Source organism: Paraburkholderia sp. PREW-6R (assembly GCF_039621805.1).
Classification (GTDB): domain Bacteria; phylum Pseudomonadota; class Gammaproteobacteria; order Burkholderiales; family Burkholderiaceae; genus Paraburkholderia.
On record NZ_CP155073.1, the window covers coordinates 2,444,461 to 2,469,299 of the forward strand.

At 64.2% G+C, this 24,839-nt stretch carries 22 protein-coding genes; 13 read left to right on the plus strand and 9 right to left on the minus strand.

What is annotated here, in order from left to right:
* Positions 1-73 precede the first annotated feature (73 nt).
* The 5 genes from AAGS40_RS10600 to fumC all read left to right on the plus strand — a co-directional run bounded on the left by AAGS40_RS10600 (position 74) and on the right by fumC (position 5,969).
* Complete coding sequence (locus tag AAGS40_RS10600) at positions 74-292, plus strand: RNA-binding S4 domain-containing protein (RefSeq protein WP_345811211.1); 219 nt, start codon at positions 74-76, stop codon at positions 290-292.
* On the plus strand, positions 292-1,656 hold the full coding sequence (locus tag AAGS40_RS10605; RefSeq protein ID WP_345811212.1) for an MATE family efflux transporter: 1,365 nt from the start codon (positions 292-294) through the stop codon (positions 1,654-1,656). The genes AAGS40_RS10600 and AAGS40_RS10605 overlap by 1 nt, the downstream gene beginning before the upstream one ends.
* Before the next feature lie 119 nt (positions 1,657-1,775).
* Positions 1,776-2,735: a bile acid:sodium symporter family protein gene (locus tag AAGS40_RS10610; RefSeq protein ID WP_345811213.1), complete on the plus strand. Its 960-nt coding sequence runs from the start codon at positions 1,776-1,778 to the stop codon at positions 2,733-2,735.
* A gap of 198 nt (positions 2,736-2,933) precedes the next feature.
* Positions 2,934-4,553, plus strand: a complete 1,620-nt coding sequence (locus tag AAGS40_RS10615; protein WP_345814364.1) for a phospholipase D family protein — start codon at positions 2,934-2,936, stop codon at positions 4,551-4,553.
* A gap of 15 nt (positions 4,554-4,568) precedes the next feature.
* Positions 4,569-5,969 (plus strand): class II fumarate hydratase, encoded by a 1,401-nt coding sequence (gene fumC / locus AAGS40_RS10620; protein WP_345811214.1) that lies wholly within the window; start codon positions 4,569-4,571, stop codon positions 5,967-5,969.
* A 69-nt stretch (positions 5,970-6,038) separates the two neighbouring features.
* On the opposite strand, the gene AAGS40_RS10625 is transcribed toward fumC, so the two are convergent.
* The 4 genes from AAGS40_RS10625 to AAGS40_RS10640 form a co-directional block, all read right to left on the minus strand.
* On the minus strand, positions 6,039-6,545 hold the full coding sequence (locus tag AAGS40_RS10625; protein ID WP_345811215.1) for an acyl-CoA thioesterase: 507 nt from the start codon (positions 6,543-6,545) through the stop codon (positions 6,039-6,041).
* A gap of 177 nt (positions 6,546-6,722) precedes the next feature.
* Entirely contained in the window at positions 6,723-7,859 is a 1,137-nt protein-coding gene (locus AAGS40_RS10630; protein ID WP_345811216.1) for a helix-turn-helix domain-containing protein, read from the minus strand.
* On the minus strand, positions 7,859-9,085 hold the full coding sequence (locus tag AAGS40_RS10635) for an MFS transporter (RefSeq protein WP_345811217.1): 1,227 nt from the start codon (positions 9,083-9,085) through the stop codon (positions 7,859-7,861). Before AAGS40_RS10635 ends, AAGS40_RS10630 begins: the two co-directional genes overlap by 1 nt.
* 236 nt (positions 9,086-9,321) lie before the next feature.
* Entirely contained in the window at positions 9,322-9,462 is a 141-nt protein-coding gene (locus AAGS40_RS10640; RefSeq protein ID WP_345811218.1) for a hypothetical protein, read from the minus strand.
* Positions 9,463-9,771: 309 nt separating this feature from the next.
* Between AAGS40_RS10640 and AAGS40_RS10645 the strand changes: the two genes are divergently transcribed.
* Positions 9,772-10,482: a helix-turn-helix transcriptional regulator gene (locus AAGS40_RS10645; RefSeq protein WP_345811220.1), complete on the plus strand. Its 711-nt coding sequence runs from the start codon at positions 9,772-9,774 to the stop codon at positions 10,480-10,482.
* A gap of 192 nt (positions 10,483-10,674) precedes the next feature.
* Complete coding sequence (locus tag AAGS40_RS10650) at positions 10,675-13,143, plus strand: DUF6600 domain-containing protein (RefSeq protein WP_345811221.1); 2,469 nt, start codon at positions 10,675-10,677, stop codon at positions 13,141-13,143.
* 119 nt (positions 13,144-13,262) lie between these two features.
* Here the strand turns inward: AAGS40_RS10650 and AAGS40_RS10655 are convergent, their stop codons facing one another.
* On the minus strand, positions 13,263-14,234 hold the full coding sequence (locus AAGS40_RS10655) for a thymidylate synthase (RefSeq protein WP_345811222.1): 972 nt from the start codon (positions 14,232-14,234) through the stop codon (positions 13,263-13,265).
* Between the two features lie 314 nt (positions 14,235-14,548).
* Positions 14,549-15,943 (minus strand): sigma-54 dependent transcriptional regulator, encoded by a 1,395-nt coding sequence (locus AAGS40_RS10660; RefSeq protein ID WP_345811223.1) that lies wholly within the window; start codon positions 15,941-15,943, stop codon positions 14,549-14,551.
* Between the two features lie 850 nt (positions 15,944-16,793).
* Here AAGS40_RS10660 and AAGS40_RS10665 point away from each other — a divergent pair.
* Positions 16,794-17,294: a dihydrofolate reductase gene (locus AAGS40_RS10665; protein ID WP_345811224.1), complete on the plus strand. Its 501-nt coding sequence runs from the start codon at positions 16,794-16,796 to the stop codon at positions 17,292-17,294.
* Between the two features lie 98 nt (positions 17,295-17,392).
* Here the strand turns inward: AAGS40_RS10665 and pmbA are convergent, their stop codons facing one another.
* Complete coding sequence (gene pmbA / locus AAGS40_RS10670) at positions 17,393-18,763, minus strand: metalloprotease PmbA (protein WP_345811225.1); 1,371 nt, start codon at positions 18,761-18,763, stop codon at positions 17,393-17,395.
* Positions 18,764-19,104: 341 nt separating this feature from the next.
* On the opposite strand from pmbA, the gene yjgA reads away from it, so the two are divergent.
* Both yjgA and mog read left to right on the plus strand, forming a co-directional pair.
* The gene (yjgA, locus tag AAGS40_RS10675) at positions 19,105-19,716 is read left to right on the plus strand and encodes a ribosome biogenesis factor YjgA (RefSeq protein ID WP_345811226.1); all 612 of its coding nucleotides are present in this window, start codon (positions 19,105-19,107) and stop codon (positions 19,714-19,716) included.
* Positions 19,697-20,350 (plus strand): molybdopterin adenylyltransferase, encoded by a 654-nt coding sequence (mog, locus tag AAGS40_RS10680; protein ID WP_345811227.1) that lies wholly within the window; start codon positions 19,697-19,699, stop codon positions 20,348-20,350. Before yjgA ends, mog begins: the two co-directional genes overlap by 20 nt.
* Positions 20,351-20,388: 38 nt before the next feature.
* On the opposite strand, the gene orn is transcribed toward mog, so the two are convergent.
* On the minus strand, positions 20,389-20,997 hold the full coding sequence (orn, locus tag AAGS40_RS10685) for an oligoribonuclease (protein ID WP_345814366.1): 609 nt from the start codon (positions 20,995-20,997) through the stop codon (positions 20,389-20,391).
* A 156-nt stretch (positions 20,998-21,153) separates the two neighbouring features.
* Between orn and AAGS40_RS10690 the strand changes: the two genes are divergently transcribed.
* The 3 genes from AAGS40_RS10690 to AAGS40_RS10700 are packed head-to-tail and all read left to right on the plus strand — an operon-like array spanning position 21,154 to position 23,720.
* Positions 21,154-22,413 (plus strand): M48 family metallopeptidase, encoded by a 1,260-nt coding sequence (locus tag AAGS40_RS10690; RefSeq protein ID WP_345811228.1) that lies wholly within the window; start codon positions 21,154-21,156, stop codon positions 22,411-22,413.
* On the plus strand, positions 22,410-23,369 hold the full coding sequence (gene rsgA, locus AAGS40_RS10695) for a ribosome small subunit-dependent GTPase A (protein ID WP_345811229.1): 960 nt from the start codon (positions 22,410-22,412) through the stop codon (positions 23,367-23,369). The genes AAGS40_RS10690 and rsgA overlap by 4 nt, the downstream gene beginning before the upstream one ends.
* Positions 23,370-23,399: 30 nt before the next feature.
* Positions 23,400-23,720 carry a DUF2007 domain-containing protein gene (locus AAGS40_RS10700; protein WP_345811230.1) on the plus strand — a complete coding sequence of 107 codons (321 nt, stop codon included), beginning with the start codon at positions 23,400-23,402 and terminating at the stop codon, positions 23,718-23,720.
* Positions 23,721-23,824: 104 nt separating this feature from the next.
* Here AAGS40_RS10700 and AAGS40_RS10705 read toward each other — a convergent pair whose 3' ends face one another.
* The gene (locus tag AAGS40_RS10705) at positions 23,825-24,763 is read right to left on the minus strand and encodes a CobD/CbiB family protein (protein ID WP_345811231.1); all 939 of its coding nucleotides are present in this window, start codon (positions 24,761-24,763) and stop codon (positions 23,825-23,827) included.
* Between the last annotated feature and the right edge of the window lie 76 nt (positions 24,764-24,839).

The following is a 24,839-nucleotide window of genomic DNA, read 5'->3' on the forward strand; positions in this document are numbered from 1 at the left end:
AACTCACGGCGCGGTTTATCCAGGGCAAGCTTCTGGCTTATCATGCGAACCCCCGCCTGAAGGTGCAAACGACATGCCCAACCTGGATTTCACGCTGACCGGCGACTACGTCGAACTGCATAATCTCCTGAAGATAACGGGACTTGCGGACAGCGGCGGCTCCGCCAAGATGATGGTGGCGGACGGTGTAGTAACCGTCGACGGCCGCGTCGAAACACGTAAAACCTGCAAAATCCGCGCGGGACAGGTCGTGCTGCTAGGCGACACGCGAATCGCAGTGCACGAGGCCTGATGCGCCGCCTCGACCCGCGGCCGCCCACTCTCACCCGCCACGCCGCCGACACCGCGCGCCTCGCCGCGCCGCTCGCCATCGCGCAGCTGTCGCAAATGGCGATGGGCGTCACCGACACGATCCTGCTCGGCTCGCTCGGCCCGGATGCGCTCGCCGCCGGCGGCCTCGGCGCAAATCTGTTTTTCGTCGTGGTCACGCTGCTACAGGGCGTGCTGACGTCCGTGAGCGTAAGCGTCTCGCATGCACGCGGCGCCCGCGACGAGGAGCGCGTGCCGCACATCTACTGGACGGCGCTTGTGATGTCGGTGCTGCTCGCGCTGCCCGCGTTCATCCTGCTTTCGTTCGCCACACCCGTGCTGCTCGCGTTCGGCGAACCTGCGCTGCTTGCGCACAATGTCGGCGAATACGCGTCCGTGCTGCGCTGGGGCGCGCCCGGCAGCCTGATCGGCGTGGGACTGATGCGTTCGTTCCTGCCCGCAATCGGCGCGGCCAAACGGCTGCTGTGGGTGTCGCTCGTGAGCGTCGGCGTGAACGGCGTTCTGAACTATGGGCTGATCCACGGGGCGTATGGCCTGCCGCGCCTCGGCTTCGTCGGCTCGGCGGCCGCCACGTCGATCACCGTCTGGGCAAGCGCGCTCGTGTTGATGGCGCTGCTGCATCTGCGCCCGCGTTTCCGGCACTTCGTCGTCGCCACGCGGCCGAACGTGCCGTTAATGGGCGAACTGTTCGGCATCGGCTGGCCGGTTGCGATCACCTACGGCGTCGAGTCGACGCTTTTTCTCGCCACCGGCCTGATGGTCGGCCTGCTCGGCGAGTCGCAACTGGCCGCGCATCAGATCGCATTGAACGTGGCGTCGGTGGCCTTCATGGTGCCGCTCGCGATCGGTCAGGCCGCCAATGTGCGGGTGAGCTTCTGGTCCGGCGCCGGGCAGCCGCTCGCCGCGCGGCATGCCGGCTTCGTTGCGCTGGCACTGGGCGTCGCGTTCATGACGCTGTCGGGAATCGTACTGATCGCCGCGCCGCGCTGGATCGTCGGCCTGTATCTGCATCTCGACGACCCCGCCAACGCCGCGACAGTGAAGCTGGCGAGTTCGCTGCTTGGCGTCGCAGCAATTTTCCAGATCGTCGACGGCATGCAAACGGTCGGCTCGGGGTGTCTGCGCGGCCTCAAAGACACGCGCGTGCCGATGATCGTCGCGGCGTTCGGTTACTGGGCGATCGGTTTTCCGACCGGCTACACGCTGGCGTTTCACTTCGGACTCGGCGCGCGCGGTTTGTGGTGGGGACTGGCGGCCGGCCTCGCGAGCGTGGCGCTTCTGATGACCTGGCGTTTTCATCGGCTCTCGAGGACCCCCAAACCGTAGGCCTCGCTGCGCAATTACGGCGCAATATTTTCGCGCTCACGCCTCGCTGAGACCACCGGTCGGCGAGCCATCCGACCGGGTTCGACTCACGCAATAAAACATATCAGGAGATTCACGTCATGCTTGCCCGCGTCACCCGCTTATTCCCGCTCTGGGCGGTGCTCGTTTCGATCGCCGCCTACTGCTCGCCCGTTTCGTTCGCGGGCGTGGCGCCGCACGTCACCACGCTGTTGACGATCATCATGCTCGCAATGGGCGTCACGCTATCCGTGGCCGATTTTCAGCGGGTGTTCACGCGCCCTGCGCCGGTCATCGCCGGAATCGTGCTGCACTACCTCGTGATGCCGCTCGCCGCGTGCGCGATCGCCAAAGCGCTGCGCATGCCGCCCGATCTCACCGCCGGCATGGTACTGGTCGGCAGCGTGGCGAGCGGCACGGCGTCGAACGTGATGATCTATCTGGCGCGCGGCGACGTTGCGTTGTCGGTGACGATCAGCGCGCTCTCGACGCTCGTCGGCGTGTTCGCGACTCCGCTGCTCACGCGTCTTTACGTGGACGCGTCGATTGCCGTCGACGTGCACGGCATGCTGATGAGCATCCTGCAGATCGTCGCGCTGCCGATCGTGGTCGGGCTCGTGATCAACCATCTGTTCGGCCGGGCCGTGCGCAGGATCGAACCGGTTCTGCCGCTGGTTTCGATGGTGGCGATCCTGCTGATCATCGGCGCGGTGGTGGGCGGCACGCAGAAGAGCATTGCGTCGGTGGGTCTCGTGGTGATGCTGGGCGTGGTGCTGCACAACGGCATCGGCCTCCTTGGCGGCTATTGGGGCGGCCGTCTGCTCGGTTTCGACGAAGCCGTCTGCCGCACGCTCGCCATTGAAGTCGGCATGCAGAACTCGGGGCTCGCCGCCACGCTCGGCAAACTCTATTTCACGCCGATCGCCGCGTTGCCCGGCGCGCTGTTCTCGGTGTGGCACAACCTTTCGGGTTCGCTGCTCGCGGGATATTGGGCCGGACGTCCGGCAAAAGGCTCGACACAGCGGGATGAAGTGCGCGAGCCGAATATCAGCCGAAGCTAGGGCTTGACCTGAATGGGCGTGCCCTGTTCGCCAGCGCACGCCCGTGCCCCGACTCGATGCGAAGAACAGCGCCCGCTCGCCTGATTCCCCTTAGAATGCTTTGCACAACAGCGTGCGTGATTGCGCGGCGTTGTCATGAGAATTCGCGAATAACGGAGAACCAGCGTGTCGGGGCATCACAGTCAGAACAACAGCGCACTGCAACGCACGTGCGCATTCAGCACTACTGCTAGACATTTCTTCCTCTTGTGTTTTGCGACGGCATTTTTGACTGCCTGCGCGACGAAGCCGCCCGCCACCGCGTATGACAGGCACATCAGTCATGCACTGCCTGTCACCGAAAGCACGCCGCTGCGCAGCGCGCTCGCGCCGCTCGAAGCCGCGCATCCTGACGAGTCCGGCTTCCGCGTGCTGTCGAGCGGCACCGACGCGTTGCAGATGCGCATCGCTCTGGCCCGCGCGGCGACGAGGACGCTCGACATGCAGTACTACATTGCGAACGAGGACACCACCGGCAAGCTGCTGCTCGGCGCGGCGCTCTATGCAGCCGATCATGGTGTCCATGTGCGCATGCTGGTCGACGACCTGAACTTCAAGGACATCGACCGCGTGATGGCGGGACTGAATGCGCACCAGAACATCGAGATTCGCGTGTTCAATCCGTTTGGCAGTGCGCAGGAAGGCGTATTCGAACGCACGACGAACGTATTCACGCAGATCGGCCATTTCACGCGGCGCATGCATAACAAGGCGATGATCGCGGACAACCAGATCGCCATCGTGGGCGGCCGCAATCTCGGCGACGAATATTTCAACGCAAGCGAAACGCTGCAATTCCGCGACCTCGACGTGCTGGCCGCCGGCCCCATCACCGCCGACATCTCCGCGAGTTTCGACGATTACTGGAACAGCAGCATCTCGTATCCGCTCAGCGTGTTGAACAAGCAGAAGTTCGACGCGAAGGAACTGGACCAGACGCGCGACGACTTGCGCCAGCACTGGCGCACCCATGCCGACCCGTACAACGCGAAGCCGTTGAATGCCACGCCGCTCGCGTCGCAGATCAGCGGCGAGCAGCTTGGGCTGACGTGGGCGCGCGCCGAGTTCAAAGCGGACGAACCGGAGAAAATCGAGCACCCGTCGCCGGATTACGTAAGCCCGCCGATGAAGCGCCTCGCCGAGCTCATGCACGACGCGCAGAAAGATTTCCTCATCGTGTCACCCTACTTCGTGCCACACGAAGCGGGAGTGAAGTCGATCGGCGGCTTGACGCAGCGGGGCGTGCGCGTCGCGATCCTGACCAATTCGCTCGCCGCGACGGACGCCGTCGCCGTGCAGGCCGGCTACAGCCCGTTCCGGGTGCCGCTGCTGGAACAGGGCGCGGAGCTCTACGAATTCAAGCCGCAACAGCCCACGCCACTTGCAGGCATTGCCGGTTCGCGGTCGCGGGCGAGCCTGCATGCGAAAACTTACGTGATCGATCGCAAGATTCTCGTGATCGGCTCGATGAATCTCGATCCGCGCTCGGCTAACCTGAACACGGAACTGGCGCTCGTCATCCACAGCCCGGTACTGGCGGGCCAGGTCGCGGGCATTTTCGACCGCGCCACCGCGCCCGAAGCGAGCTATCGCGTCACGCTCGCCGACGGGGCGCAACTCGCCTATCTGCGCTCAATCGGCGCGCCGCTTTCGCCGCTCGTGTGGACGGATGTGGAAAACGGCGAGCGCCGCACGTACATCTTCGATCCGCAGGCGGGTTTGTACCGGAATGCGCTAACCGGGCTATTCTCCTTATTGCCTGTCAACGCAGAACTTTGAACCGCGGAGAGAACCATGACTGATGATGTACGAATGGAGCGCGACACGTTCGGTGAAATCGGCGTGCCGAACGCTCGTCTCTGGGGCGCGCAAACCCAGCGCTCGCTGCAGAATTTCCGGATTTCAACCGAGAAGCAGTCGCCCGAACTGATCACCGCGCTCGCCATCATCAAGCGCGCCGCCGCCGAAGTGAACCATGACCTCGGCGTACTCGACGAAGCCAAGGCCAAAGCCATCATTCAGGCGGCCGATGAGATCATCGAAGGCAAGCATCCGGAAGAGTTTCCGCTTGCCGTGTGGCAGACCGGCTCCGGCACGCAGACCAACATGAACCTCAACGAGGTGATTGCGAATCGCGCGAGCGAACTGCTCGGCGGCGAACGCGGCGAAGCGCGCAAGGTGCATCCGAACGACGACGTGAATCGCGGCCAGTCATCCAACGATGTCTTTCCCACCGCCATGCATGTGGCCGCCGCCTACGCGATCGTCAAGCATCTGCTGCCCGCGCTGAAGACGCTGCGCGACACGCTCGACGGCAAGGCGAAAGCGTTCGCCGGCATCGTCAAGATTGGCCGCACGCACTTGCAGGACGCCACGCCGCTCACGCTCGGCCAGGAGTTTTCGGGCTACGTGGCGCAACTCGATCACGGCATTCATCACGTGGAAGCGACGTTGCCGCATCTCTATGAACTCGCGCAGGGCGGCACGGCTGTCGGCACGGGTCTGAATGCGCATCCTCAATTCGCGGACAAGGTTGCGGCGGCCATCGGCAAGCTCACCGGTCTGCCGTTCGTGTCGGCACCGAACAAATTCGAGGTTATGGCAGCGGCCGACGCGCTGGTGTTCGCGCACGGCGCATTGAAGACGGTGGCGGCCAGCCTGAACAAGATCGCCAACGACATTCGTTGGCTCGCGAGCGGCCCGCGCTGCGGTCTCGGCGAACTGTCGATTCCCGAGAACGAACCGGGCAGCTCGATCATGCCCGGCAAGGTCAATCCGACACAGTCCGAAGCGCTGACCATGCTGTGCGCGCAGGTGTTCGGCAACGACGTCGCGGTGAATATCGGCGGCGCGAGCGGCAACTTCGAGCTGAACGTTTTCCGGCCGATGATCGCGCACAACGTGCTGCAGTCGGTGCGCCTGCTCGCCGACGGCGCGCACAGCTTCAACGACAATTGCGCGGTCGGTATCGAGCCGAATCGTCAGCGGATCAACTCGCTGCTCAATGAATCGCTGATGCTGGTCACGGCGCTCAATCCGCACATCGGCTACGACAAGGCCGCGCAGATCGCGAAGAAGGCGCACAAGGAAGGCACCACGCTGAAGGCGTCGGCGCTCGCGCTCGGCTATGTGACCGAGCAGCAGTTCGACGAATGGGTCAAGCCGGAAGACATGGTCGGCAATCCGGCGCCTTGAGTCGCTGACTGAATGACCAGCGCGCGCCGCGGTGAAAACGCGGTTCGCGCGCTGGTTCGCACGCGCTACTCAAACCTTGCCCTGCGCCACTTCCTCGGGCTTCAGTTCGACGATTGCATCGAGCGCTTCTTTCACGTCCATTGCGTACCTCGCGAGGCGCTTCTGTTCTTCCGTTTCCGGCACGAACGCGGGCACCGGCACCGGATGCCCGTTTTCATTGACCGCGACCATTACCACCAGGCAATCCGTGGTTTGCAGCAGTTCCCCGCCCTTGGGGTCGCCCGCGTGCACCGACACGTGGATGTGCATACTGGTGCGGCCCGTCGCCACGATGCGCGCGCGCAATTCGACGAGGTTGCCCACGAGAATCGGGCGGCGAAAGCGGATGTTGCCCACGCTGACCGTGACACAGTAGCGACTCGACCACACGGCCGAACAGGCGTAAGCGGTTTCGTCGATCCACTTCATCAACGCGCCGCCGTGCACCTTCCCGCCAAAGTTGACCGAGCTCGGCTCGGCCAGAAAACGGAAGGTGGTTTCCGAACGGTCCAGCGGCGCTGCGGGCTGAGTGCTCATGTTGACTCCGGTCAATCGGATGCATTGAAAGGAGGCGATTATACGAGCGCAATAATGACCGCGTCGCGGGTTAGACCCGGCTGGCGGAGCAGTTTTTTACCGGCGTCGCGCGGGCAACGCGGTTTGCATTTGATTTATCCGGCCCCACGCGCATCCACAAGCGCTTCAGCAAGCGCTTTAACCGCTCTGTCGCGGTGCGGACGCGGACATGAAGCGCTCACGATACTCAAGCGGCAACACGCCGAAACGCCGCACGAACGCACGCCGCAGGTTCTGCTCGCTGCCGAAGCCGCAGTCGGTCGCAATGCGCTTGAGCGGCTTGCGCGACTCGGCGAGCGCACGCGAAGCCGCCTCCAGACGCAGCGCCGACACGGTCCTCGCGGGCGTGCGGCCTACCTCGTCGACGTACCGGCGCGCGAAGGTGCGCGGACTCATCTGCGCACGCTCGGCGAGCCGCTCGACCGAGAGGTCGTCGCGTAGATGCGTGGCCATCCAGCTATGCAGCGCCTCGAACGGACCTTGCGCCGACGCCTGCGCGGCCAGCGCCGCGCTGAATTGCGACTGTCCGCCAGGCCGCTTCATGAACACGACCAGCCGCCGCGCCACCTGCATGGCGACCGGATGGCCGAAGTCTTCCTCGATCAGCGCAAGCGCAAGGTCGATGCCGGCCGTCACGCCGGCGGACGTCCAGATCACGCCGTTGGCGTTGTTGGCGTCGAGGTCGCTGGGCCCGTTGCCGCGCTCACCGTTGCGGCCTGTGCGCTGCCCGGCACGCCGATCATCGCCACCGCCCGCGTCACGGATGAAAATCGGGTCCGCGTCCACGCGCACGTTCGGGAAACGCCGCGCGAGATGCGGCGCGTCGCGCCAGTGCGTGGTCACACGTCGGCCGTCGAGCAGACCAGCGGCCGCCAGATAGAACGCGCCCGTGCAAACCGAACACACGCGCCGCGCCCTGCGCGCATTGGCGCTGATCCACGCGACGAGTTCCGGCTGCAACGTGCAGCCGGCATCGACCGGCACACCGGGGACGATGAGCGTGTCGATCGGCTGATTGTCGAGCGAGTCGAGCCGTTCAGTGACAACCGGCAAGCCGGGGAAGGTTTGCAGCACGCCCCCGTCGATCGATGCCACCGTGGTGCGATATGCGACAGCTCCAGCGGCGCTGCCGTTCGTCGCGCCGGCCGCGTCCGGTGCTGCGCCGCTTGCCGCCGCCACGGTCAACTCCGCGCGCCAGAACGCTTCGAGCGGTCCGCACGCGTCGAGCAGCACGAGATCCGGCGCAACTGCGAAAACAATATGCCGTGCAGCCATCAGGACGCGACCTCCGTTATCTGCCGCTTGCGCGACCATGCGTAGGCGAGCGTCGCGAGCGCAGCCACGCCGAGCAGTGGAAAAATCGCCGCGTTGATGGTCGCCCAGCCGAAGCGCGCGAGCAATTGCCCGGCAAACAGCGAACCGAGCGCCGAAAACGCGAACGTCGTGAACTCGCTGGCCGCCTGCGTCCTGGCGCGCTCGGAGGGCCGGTAAGACTGCGCGAGCAGGGTCGATCCGCCGACGAACATGAAATTCCAGCCGACGCCGAGACAGGCGAGCGCCGCGTAAAAGTGCGGCAGATCGGTCGAGCGCAAGGCGAGCACGCCGCACAGCGCGGACAGCCCGATGCCCGCGCCGATCACCTTGAGCACGCCGTAACGCGCAATCAGCCGCGCTGAGAACAGCGACGGCGCGAACATGCCGACCAGATGCCACTGGATGATCGCCGCGCCGTCGCCGATCGTATGGCCGCACGCGACGGCGGCGATCGGTGTCGCGGTCATCACGAACATCATCACGGCATAACCGAGGGCGTTGTTCGCGAGCGCCGCGGCAAAGATTGGCTGCCGCACGATGGCGCCGAGCGGCCGCGCAGGTTCCCGCGCGGCGCTCGCATTGACGACGGGCGCGGCGTCGCGATAGAGCAGCGTGAGCAGGCCGATGGTCAGGAGCGCGAACGCCGTCACTAGTGCATAGGAACCCGCGAACGCAACCGGCGCCAGCCAGTCCTTGCTCCACGCGGCAAGCAGCGGGCCGCAGACGGCGGCCACCACGCCGCCCGTCAGGACCGTCGAGATCGCGCGGCCTTTGGCCTCGACGCCGACCATGTCCGCGGCCGCAAGACGGTAATACTGCGCAAACGCCTGGAACACCCCGACCGTCGACGTGCCCGCGCAAAATGCCCAGAAACTATGGTGGAAGATCGCCCACACGGACACCGCGCCGCCGAGCGCGCCGACGCTGGCACCGAGCACGAAACCACCACGCCGGCCAATGCGCGCCATCAGGAACGACGCGAAGATCGTCGTCAATGCGGCGGCGAGCGTGATCAGCGAAAACGGGAGCGTCGCGTAGGCTTTGTCGTCGGCGAGCGTGTAGCCGACCAGACCGGTCAGCGTGAGATCGATCGATACGGACGACGTATAGAGCGCCTGGCACACCGCGAGCACACGGGCGGCGCGGCGGCCGTGCGGGTCCGGTCCGGGCGGGGTGGTCGCAGCCATGGAACCCGCGCGTCCAAAGCGATCACGCGTTGTGGCTGCAAGGTCGCCCGAAGCGGCAGTGGGAACAGTCAGGACGGAGGGAGCGCGGGTCGGCATGGGGGCGAAACCGGGACGGCGAAGGTGGCAATGCCCAGATCGTCACATGGTCACGAATGGCAGTCGTGACAATCATGTATCAATTTCTGCCAGTCGTGTCGCCAGTTCCGCTGAACGCGCGCCCTCGGCCGAATCGCGCATTACTTATGGAACGTGATGCCTTCATCGATAGTGCCGTACATCGTGATGCTGCCGGTGCCTGCGCCTGAATCCGACGCGCCGCCTTGCGCGCACGCGCTGACCAGCATGACGACAGCCGCGATGGCGAAAAGAGTTTTCATGACAGCGCATTCCCGCTAGGACAGAAGCCGATTCTAGCCTGGCGGCTCCGGCATCCGTCGCAATGGGCGACGGTGTTCCTGAGGCTACGACGGTTACGGCGGTTTTTGCCGAGCAATACGAAATGGCTGCTGACCCGCACGATTCCCGGCGGCGGGCAGACGAGCTTACAGGCCGTCCGGGATCTCCTGGCCGTTACGTTCGATGCTTCACGCGATCCTGAAACATCGAATACCGCAGCCGGATACAGTGGCTGAATGGGCGCTCAACCGCGCCGCCCGCAGCTGGACATGAAAGAACCGGAGACATGTATGGCAGCCTCGCTGACAGACGAGAACAACCACTTCCCTGGTCTCACCCGGATCGCCGCATTACTCGCCGATCCCGGTCGCGCCGCGATGCTCTGGGCGCTGATGGACGGCAGCGCCCGGCCAGCCGGTGAATTGACGATGATCGCGGGGCTGTCGCCGTCGGCGGCGAGCGCCCACCTCGCGCGCCTGACCGACGGCGGTCTGCTCGCGCTCGACGTGCGCGGGCGACATCGCTACTTCCGGATCGCGTCGCCGGATATCGCGGCAACGATCGAAGCGCTCGCCAATGTCGCGCAAGTCAGCGCGCCGCAACGAACGGCGCCCCAGCCACGCACGGTGCCGCTCGATATGCGCTACGCCCGCACATGCTATGACCACATGGCCGGCGAACTGTCGGTGCAAATTTTCGAGCGGATGGTGGAGCGCGGGCTGCTGACGCCCGACGGCACGTCCCTCGACGCCACGCCCGCCGGCGCCGCACGCTTCGCCGACTGGGGCATCGACATGGCGCTGCAGAAAAGCCGCCGTCGCCGTTTCGCCTGCACCTGCCCGGACTGGAGCGAGCGCCGGCCGCATCTGGGTGGCGCACTCGGCGCGGCGCTGCTCGATTCGTGGTACGCGCAAGGTTGGGTCGAGCGCACGGCGCGTCCGCGAATCTTGCGGATCACGCCGTTGGGGCATCGCCATTTCGACGCATTTCTCGCCGCGTAAGACGCGTCGCATTCCGTCGTTACGCGCCGCCGCCATTACAAGAAATCTTCAATACGCTTACGAATTCCGTCATCGAGACCTTTTGTTACACGCTGATGCGACGGCCTTACAAAACTGGGCGCCTTGAAACAAACGCTCCGGGTAGAGTGGTTTCCGGGATGCTGCCATTGCAGCACCGGCTGGAGATAAATCATGAAAAAAGCGACCACACACACTCGTCCAACACGCCGCGCGCTCGGCTACACGCTGATCGCCACCGCCGCATTGCTCCTTGCCTCGCAGGCCGGCATGGCGCAGGAAGCGCCTCCGGGACCGGGGCAAATACCGGAAAGCGCCACGCAGAACACCGATCCACCCTCACGTGTCGCACGTTTGAACTACACGGCGGGCACCGTCACGACGGAGCCGGCCGGCGCGACCGACTGGTCATATGCGCAGATCAACCGCCCGCTCACCACCGGCGACCAGTTGTGGAACGACCAGAATGCACGCTCGGAACTGCATATCGGCTCGACCGCGGTACGGCTGGGCCCATCCACCAGTCTCGATCTGCTCAACCTCGATGACAACAGCGCGCAACTCAAAGTCGCGCAAGGCACGCTGTCGGCGCGCGTGCGGGAAATGCCGCCCGGCTCCAGCTATGAAGTCGATACACCGAATCTTGCGCTCGGCCTGAACGGGCCGGGCGACTATCGCGTCGACGTCGCACCGGACGGCAGCAGCACGACCGTCACCGTGCGCAGCGGCAGTGCGACCGTCTATGGCGACAACGGCCAGGTGCCGATCGCGGCCGGCCAGCAGATCCGCTTTGCCGGCACGAGCCTGCAACAACTCGCCAACAGCGGCGCGCCCGGACTCGACGGCTTCGACCAGTGGGCCGCGAGCCGCGACGCCGCCGAAGACCGGTCGGTCTCGGCTCGCTATGTGTCGCGCGACATCCCAGGTTACGAAGATCTCGACGCGAACGGCACGTGGCGCGAGAGCCCGCAATACGGTGAGGTGTGGGTGCCGCGCGCGACGCCCGCGGGCTGGGCGCCCTATCACGACGGCCACTGGGTGTGGCAGGCGCCGTGGGGCTGGACCTGGGTGGACGACGCGCCGTGGGGCTTCGCGCCGTATCACTACGGCCGCTGGGCCTACGTCGACGATTCGTGGGCGTGGGTGCCGGGACCGCTCGTCGCCACCGCGCCGCCGGTCTATGCGCCGGCGCTGGTCGCCTTCGTCGGCGGCGGCGGAGGCGGAGTCGACTGGGGCGTGGATCTGGCGATCGGCGGTGCGGTGGCGGCCGGTGTCGCCTGGTTCCCGCTGGGTCCGGGCGAGCCGTGGCATCCGCATTGGGGCGGCCAGGATCACTGGAGCCCGCGTTACTACGAACGCGTGAACCAGACGACCATCGTCAACAACTACAACCGCAACGTGAATGTGACCAACATTCACAACACGTACATCAACTACCGCGCGCCGGGCGGCGTGACGGCGGTGCCGGCGACAGCGTTCGTCCACGGTCAGCCGGTCGGGCGTTTCGCGCAGAAGGTCGATCCGCAGCAATGGCATAACGCCCGGATCAATCCGGGCGGGCCGGGGATCGCGCCGGTGCGCGAGAGTTTCGGGCCGGGTGCGCGCAATGCCAGCTACCGTCCGCCTGTAGCCGTGATGTCGCGTGCGGTGGTCGCGACGCGTAATCCGGCGACGCCGGCCGCCTATCACGACAGCCTCGCGCAACGCTTTGCGCAGTCCGGCGGACGTGTGCCGGGCGCGGGGCAGCCGATCGTGCGGACGTCCGTTCCCGCGCATATGGCCAGTGGGCCAGGCGCATTGCCGGTGCAGAACGTGCGCGTCGTGCAGTCGCATATGGCGGGTCGCATGCCGGGTGCGGCGCCAGGCGCGCCGGTCGGGCCGAACGGCACGATCGTGCAGCAGGCAGGCCAGCGGCCCGCAGTGGCGCAGGGCGCGGAACGCGGCGGCGAGCCACAGGCGCGACCCGGGACGCCGCCGCAGATGGCGAATCAGCGTGAGCAGCCGGGCGAAGGAGCGCATCCGTCGAATGGCGTGCCGCGTCCGCCGCAGGCGAATGCGAATGCTGGCAATCGCGCAAATTTCGCGCAGCAGCAACAGCAGCGTGGCCTGCCGCAGCAGCCGGGTCAGCCAGAAGCGCAGAACGACCGCCACGAGCCGGCATGGACGCAGCCGCATGCGCCCATGGCGCAGCAACGCCGACCGCAGGAAGAGGCGGCACGTCCGGGCGGCGCGCCGCGGGCCGAGCAGAATCCGGCGGCGCAGCAGCAGGCGCGCCAGGAGGAAGCTCGCCCGCAACAGCCGGTTCAGGCTCCGCACCCGCCCGAAGCGACAGAGCCGCGTCAGGCGCAAGTGCATGCCGAGCAGCCGCAGCGACAGGAGTACCACCCCCAACCCGCCGCGCAACCGCGACCGGAGCCGCGTCAGGAATCGCGTCCTGAACCGCATCAGCAGCAAGGCCAGCAGCAGCGGCAGGAATTCCATCCGCAGCAGCAGGCGCGTCCTGAGCCGCGTCCGCAGCAGGCGCAGCAGCCGCGCCCACAGCCGCAGCCTCAGCCGCAACATGCCGAGCAGGCCCGTCCGCAGCCGCAGCACGCCGAGCAGCACTCCGGCGGTGGCGGCCACGACGAGCATCACCGAGGCTAGGCAGGTCCGTCTCGCGCGTCAAAGCGCGGGTCAATGGGAGCGGCAAAAAAATCCCCGCGATTCACATCGCGGGGATTTTTTCTACATGCGCTCAGTGCGCAAGTGCGGCTTGAAAACCGTCAAACGGCCATGGGCGCGGTCAACGGCTCATGATGCTGGTAACCCACCAGCGAAAAATCCGATGGCTCAATTTTTTCGAGCCACTGCGGCTCGTACACGCCGGTTTTCGCATACTCGGGTACGCGTTCCGAGATTGCCAGCGTGGGACTGGCGTAAGGCTCACGCGTGAGCTGCTGTTGCAGCATGTCGAGCTGGTTCTCGTATATATGCGCGTCGCCGATGAAGTACGTGAACCAGCGCGGCGTATAACCCGTGAGCCGCCCGACCAGATGCAACAGCGCCGCGCCTTCGGTCAGATTGAACGGCGTGCCGAGGCCGACGTCATTGCTGCGGATATACAGGCACAGCGAGATTTCCTTGCGCGCGACGTTCGGCAGGAACTGATACAGCAGATGGCACGCCGGCAGCGCGATCTGATCCAGGACAGCCGGATTCCACGCATGAAACAGAATGCGCCGGTCGGCCGGGTTCTGCATGATGGTGTCGAGGCACTGGCGCAACTGATCGATGGCCTTGTAGAGCAGCACCTTGCGGCCGCCCTCTTCGTCGAACTCCGTCACGACCTGGAAACCGCGTGACGCTGCGTCGGCGAGCTGTGCGCTCGCGCTTGCGTCCAGCACCTTGTAAGCCGGCCACTGACGCCACTGCACGCCGTACACGGCGCCGAGATCATCCGGGCCTTCACGGTAAGGATTGGCAAGCCATTGCGGATTCTGGTTCGCATTGGCGTCCCACACCTTGCAGCCGAGGTCGCGAAAATCCGCGGCGCTGCGCGACGCACGCAGAAAGCCGACGAGTTCGCCAATGGCCGACTTGAACGCCAGCTTTTTCGTGGTGACCGCGGGAAAGCCCTGCTGCAGGTCGAAGCGCAACATCGCGCCGGGCATGCCGATCGTGCGGATGCCGGTGCGGTTTTCCTGCCACGTGCCGGTGTCGAGAATCGTGCGGACGAGGTCGAGGTATTGGTTCATGCGGGGTTTCCTTCGACGACGCGCGGATCAGTTGGCCGATTGCGCGACGGGGGATTGAGCGAAAGCCCGATTTTAACAAGCGCAGCGGGACACCGCGTGCCGAAGCAAGCGGCAACGCCACAAGAAAGGTGGGAACACTGCGGTAACGGTTGATGTGCTGCAATCCACCGGCCGCTCAACGCGCGGTGGGTGGAATACGCGCGTGGAGCGATCATCGTTTGCGCGGACGCCACAAGAATCGGCGCGTGCGCTATCGCGACATCCATCAAAGCCACGATGCCGGCGCACCCGACCTGCAAGCGCGAACCGACGCTTCAAAGATGCGGCACCGATGCCGGCAACTCGCCATGCGGTGCGGCGAGCGGCTCGCCTTCCATGTGGCGCATGCCATGTGAACACAGCAGACGGTAAAGCGTCACGCGCGAGATGCCGAGTTCCTGCGCGGCATCGCCAAGCCGACCACGATGACGCAGCAGCGCGAGTTCGATTGCCTGACGCTCGGCCGCTTCACGCGCCTGCGCGAGCGACACCGGCACGATTTCAACGTATTCGGCCAGCTCCAGATCGCGGGCAGTGATCGCCCGCCCTTCGGACATGACGATCGCGCGCCGAACCCGGTTGATCAGTTCGCGCACGTTGCCTGGCCAGCCGTAGTTATGCAACGCGGCGATGGCATCCGGCGCGAAACCCCGCAGACGCCGGCTTGCATCTTTCTTGAAGCGCTCGAGCATGTGCCGCGCGAGCAGTTCGATGTCCTTGCCACGCGCGCGCAGCGGCGGCTCGTCGATCTGCAGCACGCAAAGACGGTGATACAGGTCCGAACGGAAACGCCCTTCGATCATCGCGGCGGTCATGTCCACGTGAGTGGCCGAAATGATCCGCACGTCGACGTCGATCGCGGCGTGGCCGCCGAGACGCTCCACTTTGCGCTCCTGCAGGAAACGCAGCAGGCTCGCCTGACTTTCGAGCGGCAGGTCGCCGATTTCGTCGAGAAACAGCGTGCCGCCGTTGGCCGCTTCGACGCGACCGATCTTGCGCTGGTTCGCACCGGTGAACGCGCCGCGTTCATAGCCAAAGAGTTCGGACTGCAGCAGATGCGGCGGAATGGCGCCGCAATTGATCGGCACGAAGGGCGCTTCGCGGCGCCCGGAACGCGCATGAATGGCGACCGCCGTCAATTCCTTGCCCGTGCCCGACTCGCCGGAAATGAACACGGGAGCGTCGGTCATGGCCACTTTGCGGATGGAGCGGAACAGCGCAAGCATAGCGTCGCACGAGCCGACCATTTCGCCTTCGGCACCTTGCGACCCGTCGTTCGACGCGGGTTCGCCCAGCGAGATCATGCCGTACGCATGACCGACCGAATCGACGATGCGTTCGCCCGAATACGGGACCGTCACATAATCAAAACAATAGTCGCGCACGAGGCGGCGCAGCGCGGCGTCCTGGAGTTGACCCGGTGTGGTTGCCGCGACCCAGCCGACGTTCGGCATAGTCAGGCAGGATTCGAATGCGGCGATTTCATGCGGCTGAAAGTCGCTCGACAGATCAAGCAGGCCGCCCGCTGCCGTTCCGGCGCGAACTGCCCGGCGCACGTCGCGCGCCGACCCGACGACTTCGACATGCCAGCCGCGTTGATGAAAGCGTGTGTTGAGTTCCGCGCTTGGATCGCGCGAAACGTAAATCAGTTGCCGCGTTGCGGGTTCCATTATTCAGATCCTCTCGTCAACGAACGTTAAGGATGATGCACGCACCTGAACCGAAATTCAGACACGCTGACTCGTTCGGGATTCGCGAATCGCAAAAACCGAACGGCCATTCCATTCCGTGCGGACAGCTGATCCCCAATAAAGCGGCGTGTGTGTTTTTGAACGGCCCGTTAGCGGGCTTTTTTAAATCTGATGCTGTTTTTCGAGAGCTTACTATACACCCGCCAACTGGAAAACCTTTATGCGAATTTAATGCGCTACTCCTTGTCCAACAAGGCTCGCCGTTTCCCAAGCGTTCTTCAGCTGACGAATAAAAACCCGGTGGAAGCGCTTTCTTCAAGTTAACGCTTAGGTATATCGTACCGTATGATTAAACCCTTCGGTATTTTATGCTGCGACCCGGTATTGAAACGCTTTATCCACTTTCAGTGCATGCGACAAATGCAAAACGAATGGGACATTCGTTGTGGGACCAGGCTTTTGCACCGTCATCAAGCTTTGATGCAATCCACCAGTCGCCCATGCAAGTCTGCATCCCGTCGGGCGCCGCCGCTGCAGTGATACGCGCGGCGACAACCTATTTCGCGACGCTGCTTGCCGCCCCACTGAGCGTAACCACACATGGCCATTCATCGAAGAAATTAGCGCGAACAAATTCGCGGTGCAAACAGCACCTGTGGCGTACCCAACACACCGCGTTCAAAAGACAAAACATGTGCTGTCCCGGATCAACACCAATGGCGCGCGAGCGTCGCGCACTACGAGCCGATCCCGGCGACAGCGTTTCCGATTCGCTGCGGCCGTATGCGGCTCATGTAGAATCAGTGAGTTACGTTCCCCTTTCCATTCGATGACGACGCTCACCCTGATCGTCGCTCGCGCCAATAACGGCGTGATCGGCCGCGACAACCAGTTGCCCTGGCGACTGCCCGAAGACCTCGCGTTCTTCAAGCGCACTACCATGGGCGCGCCCATCATCATGGGTCGCAAGACGCACGAATCGATCGGCCGGCCGTTGCCGGGTCGCCGCAACATCGTCGTGACGCGCGACGCCACGCGCCGCTTCCAGGGCTGTGACGCCGCCACCACGCTCGAAGAGGCGCTCACGCTCGCCGCGCAGGATCAGGCACCGGAGGCTTTTCTGATCGGCGGTGCGCAGTTATATACGGAAGGTTTGCGCCAGGCGGACAAACTCATCGTGACGGAGATTTCCGCCGACTTCGAAGGCGACGCGACCTTCCCGGAACTCGACGCAAACGAATGGGAAGAAGTTGCACACGAAACGCATCGCGCGGACGCACCGAATGATTTCGACTACGCGTTCGTCACGTATAAGCGCAAGGGCGCCTGAGCGCGCTGAGAGATTTCAGCCGTAAAAAAACGCCACGCACTTCAAATGCGTGGCGTTTCTGTTGATGGGTATCGATGGGGTATTCGCAAAGACAGCGCTTACTGCCCGGCAATCGTCATGCGTTCGATCAGTACCGAACCGGTCTGCTTGGTGCCGCGGGTAATCGTATCCGCACCGATTGCGACGATATGGTGGAACATCTCCTGCAACGTGCTCGCCACGGTGATTTCTTCGACCGGGTACTGGATCTTGCCGTTCTCCACCCAGAAGCCCGACGCGCCGCGCGAGTAGTCGCCCGTCACATAGTTCACGCCCTGCCCCATCAGTTCGGTGAGCAGCAGCCCGGTGCCGAGCTTGCGCAGCATCTCCTCGAAGTCGTCCTCGGGACGCGTGCTGGAACTGCGCAGCGACAGGTTATGCGAGCCGCCCGCATTGCCGGTGGTCTGCATGCCGAGCTTGCGCGCCGAGTAGGTGGACAGGAAGTACCCCTCCACCACGCCGTCTTTCACCACCGAACGGTTTTTCGTGCGCACGCCCTCTTCGTCGAACGGCGCGCTGCCCATCGCGCGCTTGACGTGCGGGTCCTCGACCACCTGCACATGCGGCGCGAACACCGGCTTGCCGAGACTGTCGACGAGGAACGAGGTCTTGCGATATAGCGCGCCGCCGCTCGTTGCCTGCACGAATGCGCCGAGCAGACCCGCGGCGAGCGGCGCTTCGAACAGCACCGGCACCTTGCGCGTATCCAGACCGCGCGCCCCGATGCGGGCGAGCGCGCGTTGCGCCGCGTAACGGCCCACCGCTTCCGGATCGGCCAGCTGATCGGCGCTGCGGGTAGACGTGTACCAGTCGTCGCGCTGCATGTTGCGCCCACTGCCGGCAATGGGCGCGCACGCAATGTAGTGGCGCGAATACGGATAGCCCGCCAGAAAGCCGCGCGACGTTGCCAGAACGAATTGCGAATGCTGCGCCGAAACGCTCGCGCCTTCCGAGTTTTTGATCTGCGGATCGGTGGCGAACGCCGCGTCTTCCGCGCGACGGGCAATGTCCACCGCCTCGTCCGCAGACAGATTCCACGGGTGATACAGGTCGAGGTCGAGCGGATGCTTCTCCAGCAGATCCGCTTCGGCGAGGCCTGCGCAATCGTCTTCCGCGGTGAAGCGCGCGATGTTGTAGGCCGCCGCGACCGTGTCCTTCAACGCCTGTGACGAAAAGTCCGACGTGCTCGCGTTGCCGCGCTTGTTGCCGATGAAAACCGTGACGCCGACCATCTTGTCGCGGTTGTGCTCGATCGTCTCGACTTCGCCGCGCCGTACGGAGACGGACAGCCCGTCGCCTTCGGAAATTTCAGTTGCCGCATCGGTGCCGCCCAGCGACTTCGCGTGACGAAGGATGTCCGAGGCGATTTCCTTCAGTTCATCCTGGGTGTGCGGAAAAAAGCGCTGCTTGACGTCCATGTCTGCTGCCATTGTGGTTGCCATCCTGTTCGGGCCGAGCGGCCCTGTGTTCGCCTGTTTGCCTGTGTGTTCGACTGTGTGTTCGCCCGTCACGCAACCGCTCGACCAGCTTGCGCGCTCATCTGCGTGCCGATGGCATCCCGCGATCATAGCAAGGTAAGCGATGCCGTACCTGGCATTCGCGACGCGGTTCAGGCAGCGCCGCGAGGGCCGCGCGTTTTCACGATGTCACGCGCCCGGACATCTGCGCGTCGCACGCCGCCGCACAGGTGCGCTGTGAAACGCCACGAACGCCCGCGCGGCGGTACGGCAGCACGGCGGGTTTCGCAGGCTCGGCACGCTACAATATCGGCATGACACGCAAAACCCGCATTCAACCCATCGAGACCGCCGAGCCGGAAATCGACGAGAACGGTTACGACCGTCCCAGCAAGTCCCAGCTCAAGCGTGAAATGCATGAGCTGCAGGAACTGGGCGCCGCATTGATCGCGCTGCCCAAAGACGCGCTCAAGCGCATGCCCATGCCCGAAAAGCTCGACGACGCGGTGCGCGAAGCGCGCCGCATCACCGACCACGAAGGCAAGCGCCGCCAGCTGCAATACGTCGGGCGCGTAATGCGCTCGCTGCTGGACGAGGAAACCGCCGCCTTGCGCACCGCGCTCGACACCCACAACGGCGTCAACAAAGCGGAAACGGCCAGGCTGCACTGGATTGAACGCACGCGCGAAAAGCTGCTCGCCGACGACGCCGCGCTGACCGAGTTCATTCGCCAGCACCCGCACGCCGATCCGCAGCAGGGCCGCACGCTGATCCGCAATGCGCGCAAGGAGGCGCAGCAAAGCAAGCCGCCGCGCTACTTCCGCGAACTGTTCCAGTGGATCAAGAACGCCGACGGGCCGTCTGCCGCGGCTGATTCCGAAGTCGATGAAAGTCTGGAAGACGACGATGACGACCGCGACGACTGACGCTGCGCCAACGCCGGCGCGGCGGGACCCCGACGAAATCGTCATCGGCCTCGTGTCGATCAGCGACCGGGCGTCGGCGGGCGTCTACGAGGACAAGGGCATTCCCGCGCTGCAGGAATGGCTCGGCGCGGCGTTGTCCTCGCCGTTCCAGGTAATCACGCGTTTGATACACGATGATGCGGCCGTTATCTCGGCCACGCTGGTCGACCTCGTGGACGAAGTGGGCTGCGATCTCGTGCTGACCACCGGCGGCACCGGTCCGTCGCGGCGCGACGTGACGCCGGAGGCGACGCTCGCGGTTGCCACAAAGGAAATGCCCGGTTTTGGCGAGCAGATGCGCCAGATCAGCCTGAATTTCGTGCCGACGGCCATTCTGTCGCGCCAGGTCGCGGTCATCCGTGAAACGCCTACGCACGCGGCGCTCATCATCAATCTGCCGGGACAGCCGAAGTCCATCAGGGAAACGCTGGAAGGTCTGCGCGACGGCGAAAGCGGCGCGGTCAAGGTGCCGGGCATTTTCGCCGCGGTGCCGTACTGCATCGACCTGATCGGCGGCCCGTATGTCGAAACTCGCGCCGACGTGGTGAAAGCCTTCCGGCCGAAGAACGCGGTGCGCGCACCCCGGCCGGTTTGAAGACTTGCCGCCTGACTTAACGGTTCGGGTATGACGTGTTACGCGCCGCTCGCGCCATCAGGTGTCGACTGAATCAGGAAATGCTGGCGGTAGTACTTGAGTTCGTCGATCGACTCGTGAATGTCGGCGAGCGCCGTGTGCATCGCGCGCTTCTGGAAGCCCTTGTAGATTGCCGGCTGCCAGCGGCGGCACAGTTCCTTCAGCGTGCTCACGTCGAGATTGCGGTAATGGAAGAAGCGCTCCAGATCCGGCATCCAGCGCGCCATGAAGCGGCGGTCCTGGCAGATCGAATTGCCGCACATCGGCGACTTGCCGGGCGGCACGTATTGCGCGAGGAAGTCGCGAATCTGCTCGGTGGCATCGGCCTCGCTCACCGTCGACGCTTTGACCCGGTCGATCAGCCCCGAGCGACCGTGCGTGTTCTGATTCCACTCATCCATCGTGGCGAGCGTTTCGTCGGTCTGATGAATCGCCAGCACCGGGCCTTCCACCATCCTGTCGAGCGTGGAGTTCGTCACCACCACCGCGATTTCGATGATGCGGTCGGAATCGGGCTCGAGCCCGGTCATTTCCATGTCCAGCCAGACGAGATTCATGTCGCTGCGCACGAGCGGCGGCTGGTCGGTGGAGGCGAGGATGTCGGTCATGAAGGCAATCCCGTAGCCAGGCAGACGGCTTGCTGTCATTCCTTGCTGCAAGTCCGTATGCCGAGGCGAAGTTCGTATGAAAGCGGTTTAAGGGCGTTCCCGCCGGCAGGCAGGAAGGAACATATAATTCTCGCATAGTTAACACGGAATCCCCGGATGCCTACCCTGTACTTCACCGTTCTGTTCGTCATTGCCGTGGTGGCGATGGTCGGCACCAAGTTGTGGCTCGCGTCGCGGCAGATCCGCTTCGTCGCCGCGCACCGTGAACAGGTGCCGAGCCAGTTTGCCGGCACCATTGCGCTGAGCGCGCACCAGCGCGCCGCGGACTACACCGTCGAACGCACCCGCCTCACCATGGCCGAAATCGTCGTCAGCGCGGCGGTATTGATCGGGCTCACGCTGCTTGGCGGCGTGCAGGCGCTCGACATGGCAATCTCCGACTGGATCGGACGCGGCTACCTCGGCCAGATCGCGCTGGTTGCCGCGGTGATTGCGATCACGAGCGTGATCGATCTGCCGTTCGACTATTACCGGCAGTTCGGCATCGAGCAACGCTTCGGCTTTAACCGGATGAGCAAGCGGATTTTCTTCCTCGACCGCATCAAGGGAGTGCTGCTCGGCGCGGCATTCGGTCTGCCGCTGCTATTCGTCGTGCTGTGGCTGATGAACCAGGCAGGCAGCCTGTGGTGGCTGTGGACGTGGGTCGTATGGGTCGCATTCCAGATGCTCGTGCTGGTGCTGTATCCGTCGTTCATTGCGCCGCTCTTCAACAAGTTCGAACCGCTCAAGGACGAAGCGCTGAAAAACCGTATTGAAGCGCTGATGCAGCGCTGCGGCTTCGCTGCGAAAGGTCTGTTCGTGATGGACGGCAGCCGCCGTTCAGCGCACGGCAATGCGTATTTCACTGGCTTCGGCGCCGCCAAGCGGATCGTGTTCTTCGACACACTGCTCGCGCGGCTGTCGGGCAGCGAGATCGAAGCGGTACTCGCGCACGAACTCGGCCATTTCAAGCGCCGTCATGTCATCAAGCGAATGCTCGTGACGTTCGCCATCAGTCTCGTCATGCTCGCGCTGCTTGGCTGGCTGACACAGTGCGTGTGGTTCTACGAAGGACTCGGCGTGCGGCCCTCGCTGGTTGGCGGCAACAGTGGACTGGCGCTGGTGCTGTTCTTCCTTGCGTTGCCCGTCTTCCTGTTCTTCGTGACGCCGCTTGGCAGCCTGAGTTCGCGCAAGCACGAGTTCGAGGCGGACGCGTTCGCCGCCACGCAAACCGATGCGCAAGACCTCGTGAACGCGCTCGTCAAACTGTACGAGGACAATGCATCCACGTTGACACCGGATCCGCTGTACACCGCGTTCTACTATTCGCACCCACCAGCGTCGCAGCGGATCGACCGCCTGCTGCGACACGCATGAGCGGCCGGTCCCCCAAAGCGGCGCGCGCGTTATCCACTACGCGCGTGGTCGGCCTCGTGATTGCCGCGCACGGCCGCCACTATCTCGTCGCCCCCGACGACGGCGCGCCGATGCTCCAATGCTTTCCGCGCGGCAAGCGCAGCGAAGTGGCGGTCGGCGATCGCGTGATTTACGAGCCGACGTCGGCGGACCAGGGTGTGATCGTCGAAATCGGCGAACGGCGCAATCTGCTGTATCGCTCGGACCAGTACAAGTCGAAGCTTTTCGCGGCGAATCTCGATCAATTGCTGATCGTGCTCGCTACCGAGCCGCATTTCAGCGAAGATCTGCTCGGGCGCGCGCTGGTCGCGGCCGAGGCGCACGAGTTGAAGCCATTGATCGTGCTGAACAAGATCGACGTGACCGGTGCGCTCGACGGTGCGCGCAAACGGCTCGAGCCGTACCGCGCGCTTGGCTACACAGTGCTGGAAGTGTCGATCAAGACCCAACCGGAAGCGGCGCGCGCGATATTGACCGAGCATCTGTACGGACACTCCACACTGCTGCTCGGCCAGTCCGGCATGGGTAAATCGACGCTGGTGAACCTGCTGATCCCGGATGCGGAAGTCGCAACCCGCGAAATATCCACTGCGCTAAACAGCGGACGGCACACCACCACGTTCACCCGCCTGTATCCGTTGCCTGCTTTGCCGGACGGCCCCCACGCTCAAAGCGGATCGCTGATCGATTCTCCGGGCTTTCAGGAATTCGGTCTGCACCATCTGACCGAAGGCCGTCTTGAGCGGGCATTCCCGGAATTCCGACCGCTCCTCGCGAACTGCCGCTTTTATAACTGCCATCATTTGCACGAGCCAGGCTGCGCGATTCTGGAAGCGGTTGCCGACGGTCGGATTCGTCGCGAACGGCATGCGCTGTATGCGCAACTCGTCCACGAAGCCAGTCAGATCGTGCGCTAACGCGCGCCGCAATCAAACTACGGGTTCACAATGAAATTGATGCGCGCGCCCAATCTGATCATCGGCCAGCATTGGGTCAACGTGCTTCAGACTGCGGGCATTTCGTGTGAATTGCATAACCGTTACCTGAACGGCGCGCTCGGCGACATCCCGGCGGACCAATGCGCGCCCGAGCTGTGGCTCGTTGACGAGCGCGACGAAGCGATGGCGCGTCGTTTGATCAACGCAGCTGCGCAGGGCCCCGCCGCGGGCACGCCTTGCTGGCGTTGCCGGGAATGCGGCGAAACGCTCGAGCCGCAGTTCACGGTCTGCTGGCAATGTGGAACGGCCCGCAATCCGCTGGACGGCTAGAGATGAAATGATCGTGCAATGACAGAGGCCGGGGTCACGAGCTGCACCCCGGCCTTTCTGAATGCTTGACCGTTCAGGATCACGCGTGCCGCGTCATTGAAGCTTCAGGCGAGCCATACCGCGATGGTCAGCATGAGCAACAGGATCATCCACAGCACGACCGCACGCCATACGAGACCTACCGCCGATTGCAACGTGCGCGGCGTGCAGTCGTCACCCACCTGCATCGGACCGCCGTCGCCAGTGGCGAGCGCGTCGAGACTCGACGGTTCCGCCAGCGGCCCGCTCAGGCGTGCGCCCAACGCACCGCTGCCGGCGGCGAGCAACACGCCGTCGTTTGCATCCGGCCATTGCCGCGTATGGTTTCGCCACGCGTAGATTGCGTCTTCGAAATTGCCGACGATCGCAAAGCCTAGCGACGTGAGGCGCGCCGGCACCCAGTCGATCACGAAAAACGCTTGTTGCGCGAAACTGGAGAATGCGACCGTGCGGTCGTCCACCGGTCGCGCCCATGCGCGCGCAAGATATTCGGCGATCCGGTAGAGCACCGCGCCTGCCGGCCCGACCGGAATCAGAAACCAGAAGAACACTCCGAATACATGCCGGTGCGACGCGACCACTGCGTGGATCAGCGTGTGACGCACGATCTCGCTCACCGGCATGTCCACGGTGTCGAGTCCGGTCCATTCGTGCAGGATTTCACGCGCGCGCGGCACGTCGTCGTTATTCAACGCGAGATGGATGTCGGTGAAATAGTGGCTGAACTGGCGGAAGCCCAGCGTGAAATACAGCACCGCGACGTTCCACAGGAACGCGAGTGCGAAGTGAATGTGGTACAGCACGTAATAGACGAGCGCCACGGCCAGCGTCCAGGGCACCACTACCACGAGCCATGCGAGCAACCCGTGTCTGGGTTTGCCGGCATCGAATCCGTGCGCCGCCGACTCCGCATGGTACTGAAGCAACGCAGACACCGGATTGTTCGGCGACAGCGCGCGTACCTGTTCAATGATCAGGGCCAGCAATACGGAGAAAAAAGTCATGCGATGCGCCGTGCTTTTCGAGTTATTACGATTGTTTGTAACGATAGCACAGGGTCGGATGCCACTGAGCGCAGAC